This window comes from Phytohabitans maris (assembly GCF_031085175.1).
Classification (GTDB): Bacteria; Actinomycetota; Actinomycetes; order Mycobacteriales; family Micromonosporaceae; genus Phytohabitans; species Phytohabitans maris.
The window spans coordinates 22,540-35,463 of sequence record NZ_JAVHUY010000038.1 but is presented as its reverse complement, the minus strand read 5'-3'; the positions used below and the strand labels follow the sequence as shown (position 1 = coordinate 35,463).

General features: G+C 72.4%; 10 protein-coding genes and 1 tRNA gene. 4 read left to right on the top strand and 7 right to left on the bottom strand.

Going from position 1 to position 12,924, the window contains the following annotated elements; all coding sequences use genetic code 11:
- The first annotated feature begins 53 nt into the window (after nt 1-53).
- A tRNA-Glu gene (locus RB614_RS31960) sits at nt 54-126 on the top strand.
- Nucleotides 127-624: 498 nt separating this feature from the next.
- Here RB614_RS31960 and RB614_RS31955 read toward each other — a convergent pair.
- Nucleotides 625-1,311, bottom strand: a complete 687-nt coding sequence (locus RB614_RS31955; RefSeq protein WP_173159014.1) for an IclR family transcriptional regulator — start codon at nt 1,309-1,311, stop codon at nt 625-627.
- Nucleotides 1,312-1,360: 49 nt separating this feature from the next.
- On the opposite strand from RB614_RS31955, the gene leuC reads away from it, so the two are divergent.
- From leuC to RB614_RS31940, 3 genes are all read left to right on the top strand, one after another.
- Complete coding sequence (gene leuC, locus RB614_RS31950; protein ID WP_308716404.1) at nt 1,361-2,809, top strand: 3-isopropylmalate dehydratase large subunit; 1,449 nt, start codon at nt 1,361-1,363, stop codon at nt 2,807-2,809.
- 15 nt (nt 2,810-2,824) lie between these two features.
- Entirely contained in the window at nt 2,825-3,412 is a 588-nt protein-coding gene (leuD, locus tag RB614_RS31945) for a 3-isopropylmalate dehydratase small subunit (protein WP_308716403.1), read from the top strand.
- Between the two features lie 177 nt (nt 3,413-3,589).
- Nucleotides 3,590-4,099, top strand: a complete 510-nt coding sequence (locus RB614_RS31940; protein WP_308716457.1) for an HU family DNA-binding protein — start codon at nt 3,590-3,592, stop codon at nt 4,097-4,099.
- 57 nt (nt 4,100-4,156) lie between these two features.
- Here the strand turns inward: RB614_RS31940 and RB614_RS31935 are convergent, their stop codons facing one another.
- The 6 genes from RB614_RS31935 to RB614_RS31910 form a co-directional block, all read right to left on the bottom strand.
- Nucleotides 4,157-6,244 (bottom strand): MMPL family transporter, encoded by a 2,088-nt coding sequence (locus RB614_RS31935; protein ID WP_308716402.1) that lies wholly within the window; start codon nt 6,242-6,244, stop codon nt 4,157-4,159.
- Between the two features lie 61 nt (nt 6,245-6,305).
- Entirely contained in the window at nt 6,306-7,043 is a 738-nt protein-coding gene (locus RB614_RS31930; protein ID WP_308716401.1) for a response regulator, read from the bottom strand.
- A complete protein-coding gene (locus tag RB614_RS31925) occupies nt 7,036-8,160 on the bottom strand; it encodes a sensor histidine kinase (RefSeq protein ID WP_308716400.1) in 1,125 nt (374 codons plus the stop codon). The genes RB614_RS31930 and RB614_RS31925 overlap by 8 nt, the downstream gene beginning before the upstream one ends.
- A 65-nt stretch (nt 8,161-8,225) precedes the next feature.
- Complete coding sequence (locus RB614_RS31920; protein WP_308716399.1) at nt 8,226-9,116, bottom strand: NUDIX hydrolase; 891 nt, start codon at nt 9,114-9,116, stop codon at nt 8,226-8,228.
- The gene (locus RB614_RS31915) at nt 9,104-10,633 is read right to left on the bottom strand and encodes a CYTH and CHAD domain-containing protein (protein ID WP_308716398.1); all 1,530 of its coding nucleotides are present in this window, start codon (nt 10,631-10,633) and stop codon (nt 9,104-9,106) included. The genes RB614_RS31920 and RB614_RS31915 overlap by 13 nt, the downstream gene beginning before the upstream one ends.
- Before the next feature lie 9 nt (nt 10,634-10,642).
- The gene (locus RB614_RS31910; protein ID WP_428983150.1) at nt 10,643-12,901 is read right to left on the bottom strand and encodes an RNA degradosome polyphosphate kinase; all 2,259 of its coding nucleotides are present in this window, start codon (nt 12,899-12,901) and stop codon (nt 10,643-10,645) included.
- Between the last annotated feature and the right edge of the window lie 23 nt (nt 12,902-12,924).

Sequence of the window (12,924 nt, the reverse complement as noted above, 5' to 3'; positions counted from 1 at the left end):
GGTAGAGTTCAGCACCGTTGTCCTCCAACGGCAGCGGAGCAAAAGAAAGTCCTGGCCCCGTCGTCTAGCGGCCTAGGACGCCGCCCTCTCAAGGCGGTAGCGCCGGTTCGAATCCGGTCGGGGCTACAGATGACAGGGCCCGCACCTCAGGTGCGGGCCCTGTCTGGTTCCGGTTGCAGGAGCCATTCACCAGACATTGAGCTACCGCGATGTCCGCCGTGGTCCAGACCGTCGCTCCCGCAGCCTCACCGTCCGCCGCCGGTCACGCTCACCCCTCGCGCGGGCCCGGCCTCCCGGCGAAAGCCCTTGCTACGAAAGGCCTGCCGCCGGTCCCGCTGCGCTTTCCCTTGATCGGCGCGGCGGCTCGGATCACGCAAGTGATCGTGGTACTTGGGTGCCCCTGGAGGGGCAGTAACTGACCACGATCTGCTGGCTGCTGGCCGATCTCGACGCCGATCAAGGAGGGAAGGCCTTGCGCGCGGTGGGGTGCGGCTGCGGGAGCATCGGTCCGTGCCACCCCGGATGTCGCGGTACTGCCTGTGATCGAAGCTCCCCCCATGTCGCTAGAACGACATGAAGGGAGCTTTGATCACGGGAACGTGGTGGGCGGCGGGATTGGGGCGGTCAAAGGCCGCTGAGGCGTTGGCCGGCGCGGACCACCGCCATCGCGTGGCGGTCGCCGGGGCGGCGGCCGAGGCGCTCGATCGGGCCGGAGACGCTGATGGCGGCGATGACCCGGCCGGTGCGGTCGCGGATCGGGGCGGAAACGCTTGCCACGCCGGCCTCGCGCTCGGCCACGCTCTGCGCCCAGCCGCGCCGGCGGACCTCGGCCAGCGTGCGGCCGGTGAACTTGCACCGCGGCAGCAACGGCATCACGGCCTCGGGCGGCTCCCAGGCGAGCAGCACCTGTGCGGCGGAGCCGGCGGTCATCGGCAGCACCGCGCCCACCGGGACGGTGTCGCGCAGGCCGCTGGCGCGCTCGGCCGCGCCCACGCAGATGCGCTCGTCGGCGCGGCGCAGGTAGAGCTGCGCGCTCTCGCCGGTCGCGTCGCGCAGCGCGGACAGCAGGGGCTCGGCGGCGGTCAGCAGGACGTCGGGTGCGGCGTTGGCGAGCTCGCCCAGGCGTGGCCCCGGGCGCCACCGGCCTTGGGTGTCGCGCACCAGCATCCGGTGGATTTCCAGGGCCTGTGCCAGCCGGTGCGCGGTGGCCCGGGGCAGCTTGGTGCGCTCGACGAGTTCGGCCAAGCTGGCGCCGTCGACACAGGCGGCCAGGATGACCACCGCCTTGTCGAGAACGCCGACACCGCTCATACTGTGTCCCACAAGCCGAAACATACCTCCCAGAATTTAGGATGTCCAGATGGTGGGAGACACGCAGAAACCAAGGACCCTTGCCGAGAAGGTGTGGGACGCCCATGTGGTGCGATCCGCCGAGGGTGAGCCGGATCTGCTGTTCATCGACCTTCACTTGCTGCACGAGGTGACCAGCCCGCAGGCCTTCGACGGCCTGCGGATGGCCGGACGCACCGTCCGGCGCACGGATCTGACGCTAGCGACCGAAGACCACAACACCCCGACCGGATACGCGGATCCGGCCTTCAACAGCCGCCGCGGCGATCTGCTGACCATCGCCGACCCCACGTCGCGTACGCAGATCGAGACGCTGCGCCGCAACTGCGCCGAGTTCGGCGTGAAGCTGCACCCGCTGGGCGACGCGCAGCAGGGCATCGTGCACGTGATCGGCCCGCAGCTCGGTCTCACCCAGCCCGGTCTCACGATCGTCTGCGGCGACTCGCACACCGCGACGCACGGCGCGTTCGGCGCGCTGGCGTTCGGCATCGGTACGAGTGAGGTCGAGCACGTGCTCGCCACGCAGACGCTGCCGCAGGCGCGTCCCAAGACGATGGCGGTGACCGTAGAGGGCGAGCTCGGCCCCGGCGTCACGGCCAAGGATCTGGTGCTGGCGTTGATCGCCAAGGTGGGCACCGGCGGCGGGCGCGGCCACGTGGTGGAGTACCGCGGTGCGGCCATCCGCGCGCTCTCCATGGAAGGGCGCATGACGATTTGCAACATGTCCATCGAGTGGGGCGCCAAGGCCGGCATGATCGCGCCGGACGAGACCACGTTCGCGTACCTGAAGGGGCGCCCCAACGCGCCGCAGGGCGAGGCGTGGGACGCCGCCGTCGAGCACTGGCGGAGCCTCGCGACCGACGAGGGCGCCACGTTCGACACCGAGGTGGTGCTGGACGCCGCGCGGATAAGCCCGTTCGTGACGTGGGGCACCAACCCGGGACAGGGCGCCGCGCTCGACGACGCCGTGCCGGACCCGGAGGAGTTCGTCGAGGAGGTCGAGCGTTCGGCCGCCCGCCGCGCCTTGGAGTACATGGCGTTGGAGCCGGGCACGCGCCTGCGCGACATCCCGGTGGACGTGGTCTTCGTCGGCTCCTGCACCAACGGCCGCCTGGAGGACCTGCGCGCCGCCGCCGACGTGTTGCGCGGCCACAAGGTCGCCGACGGCGTACGCATGCTCGTGGTGCCCGGTTCCGCCGCCGTGCGCGAGGCGGCCGAGCACGAAGGGCTGGACAAGGTGTTTACGGACGCGGGCGCGGAGTGGCGGTTCGCCGGCTGCTCCATGTGTCTGGGCATGAACCCGGACACCCTCAAGCCGGGTGAGCGCTCGGCCTCCACCTCCAACCGCAACTTCGAGGGCCGGCAGGGCCGCGGTGGGCGTACCCACCTCGTCTCGCCGCCGGTCGCCGCCGCAACCGCCGTCGTGGGCCGCCTCGCCGCGCCCGCCGACCTGAACTAGGGCGTGAGTTCATTCATGGACAAGTTCACCGTGCACACCGGCACCGCCCTCCCGCTGCGCCGGTCCAACGTGGATACCGACCAGATCATCCCGGCCGTCTACCTGAAGCGGGTGACCCGTACGGGATTCGAGGACGGGCTGTTCAGCGCGTGGCGCGAGGATCCGGCGTTCGTGCTCAACAGCCCCGCGTACGCGGGCGCTTCGATCCTGGTGGCCGGCCCCGAGTTCGGCACCGGGTCGTCGCGCGAGCACGCCGTGTGGGCGTTGCGGGACTACGGTTTCCGCGCGGTCATCTCGCCGCGCTTCGGGGACATCTTCCGGGGCAACGCCTTGAAGGAAGGGTTGTTGCCGGTCGAGCTCGAACTCAAGGCTGTGGAAGCCCTGTGGGACCTGGTGGAGAGCGACCCGACCGCGCAGGTCACGGTAGATCTGACGGCCCGGGAAGTCAGGGCCGACGACGGCGTCTGGTCGTTTCCGATGGACGACTTCAGCCGCTGGCGGCTGATGGAGGGCTTGGACGACATTGGACTGACGCTGCGGCACGAGGACGCCATCAGCGCCTACGAAGAGCGTCGACTCCCGTTCCTGCCAGTGGTTTCGTAGTCCCCACAGCGCCCGTACCTGGCCGTTTTCGCCCCTGCCGGATCATCCGACAGGGGCGAATCCGTTACGACACAACGGCTTTTTTCGCGCGGATGTTTGCTCAGACTGGGCAAAGGGCATACGGTGCGCGCAGAATGGGCTCGAGTTGAGTCCGAAGTTAAGTACGGGAGGGAAAACGTGAACAAGGCCGAGCTCATCGAGGCGCTCGCCGCCCGCTTGGGGGACAAGAAGGCGGCGACGGCGGCGCTCGACGCGGTGCTGGCTGAAGTCCAGCAGGCTGTCACCAAGGGCGATCGGGTGGCGATCACCGGTTTCGGCGTCTTCGAGAAGCGGGTCCGCGGCGCGCGAACAGCTCGCAACCCCCGCACCGGCGAGGCGGTGAAGGTGAAGAAGACCTCGGTCCCGGCCTTCCGCGCCGGTGCCGGCTTCAAGGAGATGGTCGCGAGCGGCAAGGTGCCGAAGGTGGCCGCCGCCAAGAAGACCACCGCCACGAAGACCACGACCGCCAAGGCCACCACGGCCGCCAAGAAGACCGCTGCCCCCGCCAAGGCAACGGCGACCAAGAAGGCCGCCGCCGCCCCGGCGAAGAAGGCCGCGACCAAGAGCACCACCGCCCGCGCGAGCGCGGCGGCCAAGAAGGCCCCCGCGAAGAAGGCCCCGGCCCGCAAGGCCGCGCCGAAGCGCTGAGCAAGCGGCGAAGGAGGGCATCCCGCGAACGGGGTGCCCTCCTTCTCTGTGCCCGGCTCAGACCAGCACGGTCTCCTTTTCCACGGGCGACTCCTCGGTCACCTCGATCCGCTTGTGCAGGCGGCGCAGCGGGCCGGGCGCCCAGAAGTTGTAGCGGCCGAGCAGCGTCATCGTGGCCGGTACCAACAGCATCCGTACCACGGTGGCGTCGAGCGCGACGGCGAGCACGAGCCCCAGGCCGATTCCCTTGATGGGTACGAAACCGCCGACCAGGAACCCGGCGAACACCACCACGAGCAGCAGCGCCGCCGAGGTGATGATGCGCCCGGTGCGCTGGATCCCCTCCGCCACCGCACGATCGGCGGGTACGCCGGCCAGCCACCGCTCGCGGATCCGGGAGAGCAGGAAGACCTCGTAGTCCACGGAGAGCCCGAACGCGATCGCCGCGACCAGTACGGGCACGGTCAGGTTGAGGTAGCCCAACCCCTCGGTGCCGAAGAGGCCGGCCAGATTGCCCTCCTGAAACACCCACACCACCGCGCCGAGCGCGGCGCCGATGCTGAGCACGTTGGTGAGCACGGCCTTGAGCGGCAGCACCACCGATCCGGTGAAGGCGAACAACAGCAGCAGCGTGCCGAGCACCACCACACCGATCGCCCACGGCGCCCGCTCGACCAGCATCGACTCGTAGTCCACCAGGCGCGCGGCGTCGCCGGTCACCCATACCTCGAACGGCGCGGGCAGGTCGCGGATCACGGTCACCGCGCCCTTCGTCCGGTCCGACGGGGTGATGTCGACCGGGTACGCGTTGAGCACCGTCAGGTCCGCACCGGCGGGCACCGCCTCGACCCGCGCGATACCGTCGACGCCGGCGATCCGCTCGCGCAGCGCGGCGACGCCCGGGTCGTCCGCGGGTGCGGCGGCGACGGCCTCGATCGGCTCCGGCGCGTTTCCCTCCGGGTAGTGAACGGTGAGTACGTCGTAGAGCTGCCGGGTACCCGAGTCGGTCGGCAGCATACGCGGATCGCCGAGGCCGAGCCGGAGGTTCAGCGCGGGCAGCGCGACGAAGATGAGCGCGACGGCGGTCACGAGCACCGTGGCGACCGGGCGCCGCTGCACCCCGCGCGCCACGCGGGCGAAGAAGCCACTGCCGTTGCGCGGAGCCTTGGCCGGCTTGATGCGGCGGCCCAGCAGCACCAGCAGCGCGGGCAGCAGGGTGAGGGCGGCGAGCATGTCGACGAGTACGACGGCCATGCCGGCGAAGCCCATCGAGCGCAGGAACGGGTCGGCGAAGACCACCAGCCCGGCCAGCGCCAGCGCGACGGTGAGCCCGGCGAAGAGCACGGTGCGGCCGGCGCTCGCCGCGGTGCGGGTGGCGGCGCCGCGTACGTCCGGGTCGACCGCGCGCTCCTCGCGGAAGCGGTTCACCATCAGCAGCGCGTAGTCCACGCCGAGGCCGACCGCCATCATCGTGGTGACCTGGATGGCGTACACGGAGACGTCGGTGACCTCGGAGAAGGCGAAGAGGATGCCGAACGTGCCGCCCACGCCGGCCACCGCGACGAGCAGCGGGAGCCCGGCCGCGATCAGCCCGCCGAAGATGAGCAGCAGCAGGACGAGTACGACCGGTGTGGTCAGCATCTCGGCGCGCTGTACGTCCCGTTCGGCCTGTGTGCCGTACTCCTCCTCGGTGAGCGGACCGCCGGCGACGGCGACCTGCGCGGCGGAGATCTCGCGCAGCCGCTCGGCCGCCGCCTCGGCCGCCTCGGTCTCGTCGCCCGACCGGAGCGTGACGCTGACGATCAGCCCTTCGCCGGTGCGCGCCGACGGCTGGGGCGGGCTGACCTCGACGACGCCGGGGATCGCGCGTACGTCGGCGATCGCGGCGTCGACCTGCGACCGCACGGCCGGGTCGCCGGCCGGCTTTCCGTGCACGACGGCGGTGAGGGCGGGCTGCTCCGGCCGGGTGGCGTCGATGCGGTCGTCGCCGCGGGCCGACTCGGTGCCGGAGCCGGAGCCGATGTCTGCGGTGAGGCGCTCGAAGACGCCGATGCCGATGCCGAAGCCGGCGACCAGTGCGAGAATCCAGGCCACCACGACGATGCGTGGCCGCCGGATCGCGAATCCTGTGACTGAGGTGAGCATGGTGCCGATGCTCGTCCGGCACACCCTCCCCGCGGATCGCCGCCAGGAGTGGAGTCGCGGCTCAGTCCCGCGAGGGATGGTCCGGGCTGGTCGCCTCGCGCCCAGCGCCGGGGCGAGCCGGCCCAGCGGCCGTGCCGGGCACGACCAGGCCCGACTCGTAGGCGAGGACGACCGCCTGCACGCGGTCGCGGAGCCCGAGCTTGGTGAGCAGGTTGCTCACGTGTGTCTTGACGGTGTGCTCGGTCACGAACATCTCCGCCGCGATCTCGGCGTTGGACAGGCCGCGGGCCACGAGGCGGAGCGTGTCGGTCTCCCGCGCGGTCAGCGCGGCCAGCCGCCCCTCGGGCCGCGGGCCGGCCGGCGCGGACCGGCCGCGGTGCACCATCTCGGCGATCAGGCGCCGGGTGACGGTCGGCGCGAGCAGCGCCTCGCCGGCCGCGATCGTGCGGACCGCCGCGACCAGCTCGTCGCGGCGCATGTCCTTGAGCAGGAAACCGCTGGCGCCGGCGTGCAGCGCGTCGTACACGTACTCGTCGACGTCGAACGTGGTGAGCACCAGCACCCGCGCGTCGGTCTCGGCGCAGATGCGCGCGGTCGCGCCGATGCCGTCGAGCCGGGGCATCCGGACGTCCATCAGGACCACGTCGGGGCGGAGCGCCAGCGCCGCGCTGACGGCCTCTTCGCCGTCGCCGGCCTCTCCCGCCACCATGATGTCCGGCTGAGCCTCCAGAATCACGCTGAAGCCGTCGCGCACCAGTGCCTGGTCGTCGACCACCAGGACGCGGATCGGATCAGCCATGCGCCTGCACCGGTAGCGTCGCGGTGACCTGGAAGCCGGTGCCGCCGGGACCTGGCCCGGTGCGGAGCGCGCCGCCGACCGCACCGACCCGCTCCCGCATGCCCAAGATGCCGTGGCCCTCGCCGCCGGTCTGGCCCCGGCCGTCGTCGCGCACCTCCACGCCCAGCTCGTCGGGAGACCAGTCGAGCCGGATCCACACCCGCGTGGCGCCGGCGTGCCGCACCACGTTGGTCAGCGACTCCTGGACCACCCGGTAGGCGGCCAGCCCCAGCTCCGGTGGGAGCGGTCGCTTGTCGCCGCGCTCCTCGACCGCGACCGCGAGGCCCGCCTCGCGGGCCCGCTCGGCCAGGGCGGTGAGGCCGTCGAGGTCGGGCTGCGGCGCGCGGCTGCCGGTCTCGCCGCGCAGGATCCCGAGGGTACGGCGGAGCTGGGTCAGCGTCTCGCGGGCGGTCTGCCCGATCGTGTCGAAGACCCGCTCGGCCCGCGCCGGGTCGGAGTGCACGAGCACCGGCCCCGCCTCGGCCTGCACGGCGATGAGGCTGATCGAGTGGGCGAGGATGTCGTGCATGTCGCGGGCGATCCGCTCCCGCTCGCGGGCCGCGGCCGCCTCCCGCTCCTCGGCGTGGCGCCGGTTGCGCTCCTCGAGCAGCGCGATCCGGTCGTGCCGGGCGCGGGCGCCGGTGCCCAACGCGTACGCCCCGATGAAGAGCAGCCCGACGATCGGCAGCTGGACCAGCTTGTCTTCGTGGCCGACGAACGAGAGGGCGATGCCGACGACCGTGCCGGCGGCACCGGTCAGCCGGGCCAGCGGACCGCTGAGCGCGGCCAGCGTGTAGGTCGCGACGAGCTGGCTGTAGGGCGGGTCGTCGAGCCCGTAGAGCAGAGTGAGCAGGACCGTGGCGACCCCGCACACCGCGGTCACCGGCAGCGGCCAGCGGCGCCGCCAGACGAGCGGCAGGGTCGCCACGGCGGCCAGCAGCAGGGCCAGCGGGTGGGTCTCGCTGTGACCGGTCGCCGAGATCGCCAGCAGCACGTAGCAGAGCAGCGCGATCGCGACGTCGACCACGTGCGGGGGCACCGCTGCGGTGCGCTCGCGAAGCGCCGTCAGCCAGGTCACGCTCGAAGTATCACCCGCACCGGCGACACGGCGCCTCCCTCCTGGGAGCGAGGCGCCGGTACCCCTCACCCGGCCAGGCGGTCCGCGCCGGCCAGGTGGGTGCCGGCGAAGGCGAGCAGCCAGCCGCTCCCCTTCGGCGTGGCCCATGCCTTCGCGGAGCCCAGGCCGGACAGGCGGGCGAGGGCCGGCGGGATCACCTTGCCCTGGCTGGACACGACCACCGCGGGGCACTCGGTGGCCAGCTCGGCGAGGCGCAGGGCGGCGGCGACAGCGACGTCGGCCGGATCCTGCCCCGGCTTCGGCTCGTCGAACACCGAGTCCACCTCGACCGGCAGGTCGAGCCGGGCGGCCAGCGGCTCCACCGTCTGCGTACACCGGCGGGCGGTGGCCGAGACGACGAGCTCCGGCGCCACCTGGGCCAGGATCGGGGCGAGTGCCCGCGCCTGGGCGCGCCCGCCCTGGTCGAGCGGGCGGGCGCTGTCCGGCCCGCTCCACGTGCCGCGCTTGCCGGCGAGCGCGTGCCGTACCAGCGCGACCACCGAGGTGACGCGAGGCAGGCTGGCGAAGTGGCGCAGCACGCGCGCGTCGTGCTCGTACGACACCGTGCGCGCCGCCGTCTCCGGCGAGACCCAGCGCAGCCGGTCGACCTCGGAGTTGGGGGAGAAGCGGGCCGCCGAGAGGGTGCGCATCGACCAGTAGTCGACCACCTTCGGCTGGCCCTCACGCCGGTAGCGCACCGACGGCAGGCGGACCTGCGGCCGGGCCCGTACCCCGGTCTCCTCCTCGACCTCGCGCACCGCGGCGGCGAGCGGATGCTCGCGGGCGTGGAGCTTGCCTTTCGGCAGTGACCAGTCGTCGTAGCGCGGCCGGTGCACCAGGCACACCTCGACACCGCCGCGGGCGCCGGGCCGCCAGACGACACCGCCGGCGGCCCGGATCGGGCCTACGGAAGCCAATCTGTCATCCGGGGCTTCGCCGCCTTTCGCCAGGCCTCGGGAAACTCGGCGCGCACCGTGCGGATCGCGGTGCGCTCACGCTCGAAGAGGCGGCCCGCGGTCACCGCGAGCGAGTGGTCGTCGGGGTCCGACATCGCGATGGACAGCCACGTCTCGGCGGCGGTCGCCGCGTCCTGGTGCTCGCCGAGCAGGTCCTGCACGCCGGCGAGCGCCTTGGCCAGCTCGGGCGCCGCGCCGCCGAGCACGCCGGCGACCGCCTCCACGGCGTAGCGGGCGCGCTTGCCGTTGATGCGCACCGCGTGCCACTGCGTGTCCGGCGCGTACGGGTCGAGGTCGGCCGCGCCGTCGACACCCTTGGCGCCGAGCGCGAACGTCCGCCACGGCCGGGACACCAGCTTGGGCAGCACGTCGACCGCCCGCTCCCGGGCCAGCGGGGTGAGGTGCGGCTCGCGGGCGGCGGCGACGAGGTTGTCGACGAGCTTGGCGTACCGGTCGGAGCGGAGCCCCTCGTCGAGCGCGACCAGCGCCTCCTCGTGCCGGGCCGCGAGGTCGGCGTCGATCCGCGCGACGGACGCCTCGTCGGGCGGACTGAGCGGGTCGGCGGAGGCGGTGCGGCGCAGCCGCGCGCGGAGCACCTCGGCGTCGCGGGCGCCGCCGAGCAGCCCGGCCACCCAGCCCAGCTCGTCGCGGAGCGGCTTGGCCCAGCCGCTGTCGACCAGCGGGCCGAACGTCTTGAGGTCGCTGCGCAGCCGCCGGCAGCCGACCCGCATCTGGTGTACCGCCGTGTCGTTTTCGCCGACCGGGGCGCGCAGCCGCACCAGCGGGTCGTGGGTGAGGACCCGGTCGATGCCCTTGCGGATGGCGGCGGTGACCACCTCGCCGGCCCGTGGCTTGCGTGGCAGCTCACCGGCGCGCACCAGGTCGGGCGGGCCGGCCGCGGCGTCGCCGAGCGCGCGCACGTACTTGGGGGTGAACCCGCCGGCGACCGCGCCCGCGTCGCGCAGCGCCTCCTCGACCCGGTCGAGCAGCTTGCGGCCGCCGCCCTTGCGCTCCACCTCGATCTCGCGGAACTTCGACTTCACCTTGCGCCCGTCGAGCACCGACACCGCGTCGTCGGCGATCTCGGCGAGCACGCGGTCGTTGCCGTCGCGCAGCTCGTAGGCCCGGCGCAGCGTGCGCACCACCGCGGCCGGCTCGAGCTGCGCACCCCGCGAGTACGCCGTGACGAGCGCGAGCAGGTCGGCCGGGGGAGCGCCGGGGCCGCCGCCGCGGGAGATCTCGTGGCGGATGCCCGGGGTGTCGGCGGGCAGCTTGACCGTCCACGGCTCGGCGTCGCCCTTGCGGTGCCGCAGGGAGGCACCGGCCCGCGCCAGGCGCAGGTCGGCCGCGTCGTAGTAGGTGGCGGTGAGGGTGACCGGCTGCCGCTCCTCGACCCGGCCGCCGGAGGGCAGGCACGGGGTCAGATCGGGCAGCGTGAAGCGCGGCTCCACCTCGTACTTGCGTTCCTCCTCCAGCATTCGATCAGCCTACTCAGTGCGGGACTTCGATGCCCCCAGCACGCGGCGCAGGAGGGCCTCCTGGAGGTGGGTCTCGCCGTGGCGGCGGATCCACGTGCCGTCCGGCTGCAGCTCGAACGCCTCGCACTCGTCGCTCATCGACAGCGCGATGACCTGGTCGAGCTCGTCGCGCGCGGTCGGGTCGGTGACCTGCACCAGTGCCTCCACCCGGCGGTCGAGGTTGCGGTGCATGAGGTCGGCCGAGCCGATCCAGAACTCGGTGGAGCCGTTGTTGCCGAACCGGAAGATCCGCGAGTGCTCCAGGAAGCGGCCGAGGATCGAACGGACCCGGATGTTTTCCGACAGGCCGGGCACGCCGGGACGGAGCATGCACATCCCCCGGATGATCAGATCCACCTGTACGCCGGCCTGCGAGGCCCGGTACAGCGTGTCGGTGACCTCCTCGTCGACCAGCGAGTTCACCTTGATCTGGACGAGCCCGCGGCCGCCGAGCCGGGCGTGCTCGATCTCCCGCTCGATGCGGCCGACGATGCCGGCGCGCACGCCGTGCGGGGCGACCAGCAGCCGGCGGTACGCGGTCTGGCGGCTGTAGCCGGTCAGCACGTTGAACAGGTCGGTGACGTCGGCGCCCACCTCGGGGTCGGCGGTGAGCATGCCGAAGTCCTCGTACAGCCGGGCGGTCTTGGGGTGGTAGTTGCCCGTGCCGATGTGGCAGTACCGGCGGATCTGGTTGCCCTCCTGCCGCACCACCAGCGCGGTCTTGCAGTGCGTCTTGAGCCCGACGAGGCCGTACACCACGTGGCAGCCGGCCCGCTCCAGCGTGCGCGCCCAGCCGATGTTGGCCTGCTCGTCGAAGCGCGCCTTGACCTCGACCAGCACCACCACCTGCTTGCCGGCGTCGGCCGCCTCGACCAGCGCGTCGACGATCGGCGAGTCACCGCTGGTGCGGTACAGCGTCTGCTTGATGGCCAGCACGTTGGGGTCGGCCGCGGCCTGCTCGATGAAGCGCTGGACGCTGGTCGAGAACGAGTGGTACGGGTGGTGCACGAGCACGTCGCCGTCGCGCAGGGTGGCGAAGACGCTCCGCGGCACCTCGCCCTCGACGAAGCGCGGGTGGGTCGCCGGCACGAACGGGCGGTCCTTGAGCGAGGGCCGGTCGACCGCGTCGTACACCTGCCAGAGCGCGGAGAGGTCGAGCAGCCCGGGCACCCGGATGACGTCGTGGGTGTCCATGTCCAGCTCGTGCACGAGCGTGTCGAGCATCTCGTCGGAGATGGTGGAGGCGACCTCCAGCCGCACCGGCGGGCCGAAGCGGCGCTGCGCGAGCTCCCGTTCCAGGGCTTGGAGCAGGTCTTCGTCGCGGTCCTCGTCGACCTCGAAGTCGGCGTTGCGGGTGACCCGGAACAGGTGGCACTCGACCACCTGCATGCCGGAGAAGAGCTGGCCGAGCTGGGTGGAGATGAGCTCCTCCAGCGGGAGGAAGCGGGCCACCCGGCCGCTGTTTTCCACCACCACGAAGCGCGGCACGTTGTTGGGCACCTTGACCCGGGCGAACAGCTCCGGCCCGCCGTCCGGGTCGCGCACCGTCACGGCCAGGTTGAGCGAGCGGCTCGAGATGTACGGGAACGGGTGGGCGACGTCGACCGCGAGCGGGGTCAGGACCGGGAAGACCACCTCCCGGAAGTAGGTGCGCAGCCGGTCGCGCTCCGCGCCGTCGAGCTCGGACCAGCCGACCAGCTGGATCCCCTCGGCGGCGAGCTTGGGCTGCACCTCCTCGGCGAAACAGCCGGAGTGGCGGGCGATCAGCTCGCTCGTCTTCTCCGCGATCAGCTCCAGCTGGGTGCGGAGCGGGATCTGGTCGCCGCCGCGCACCGGCAGGCCGGCCTGGAGGCGGCGCTTCAACCCGGCGACCCGCACCATGTAGAACTCGTCGAGGTTGCTCGCGAAGATCGCCAGGAATTTCGCCCGCTCCAGCAGCGGCGTGTCCGGGTCTTCGGCCAGGGCGAGCACCCGGGCGTTGAAGTCCAACCAGGACAGCTCCCGGTTGAGGAACCGGTCTTCGGGCAGCGGGTCGGACATCCCCTGCGGCTGGTCTTCCGGCGGTGGGCGGTCCATGTCGTCGGTGCCGGCCTCCGGCGGCTCCGGCGGGTGGCTGGCCTCGGGTGCCTTCACGAACCGGCCGTCGGGGCCGCGGAGTGGGATGGACGCGAGCACCGCGCCGGGGGCTCGACGCTGCTGAGGGGGGTGTCCGGAAGGCGTCTCACTCACTGAATCATCATCACCTGGGAACG

Coding starts and splice junctions, on each gene's coding strand:
- RB614_RS31955 (WP_173159014.1), bottom strand. CDS start 1,311: ATGAGCGGTGTCGGCGTTCTCGACAAGGCGGTGGTCATCCTGGCCGCC.
- leuC (WP_308716404.1), top strand. CDS start 1,361: ATGGTGGGAGACACGCAGAAACCAAGGACCCTTGCCGAGAAGGTGTGG.
- leuD (WP_308716403.1), top strand. CDS start 2,825: ATGGACAAGTTCACCGTGCACACCGGCACCGCCCTCCCGCTGCGCCGG.
- RB614_RS31935 (WP_308716402.1), bottom strand. CDS start 6,244: ATGCTCACCTCAGTCACAGGATTCGCGATCCGGCGGCCACGCATCGTC.
- RB614_RS31930 (WP_308716401.1), bottom strand. CDS start 7,043: ATGGCTGATCCGATCCGCGTCCTGGTGGTCGACGACCAGGCACTGGTG.
- RB614_RS31915 (WP_308716398.1), bottom strand. CDS start 10,633: ATGCTGGAGGAGGAACGCAAGTACGAGGTGGAGCCGCGCTTCACGCTG.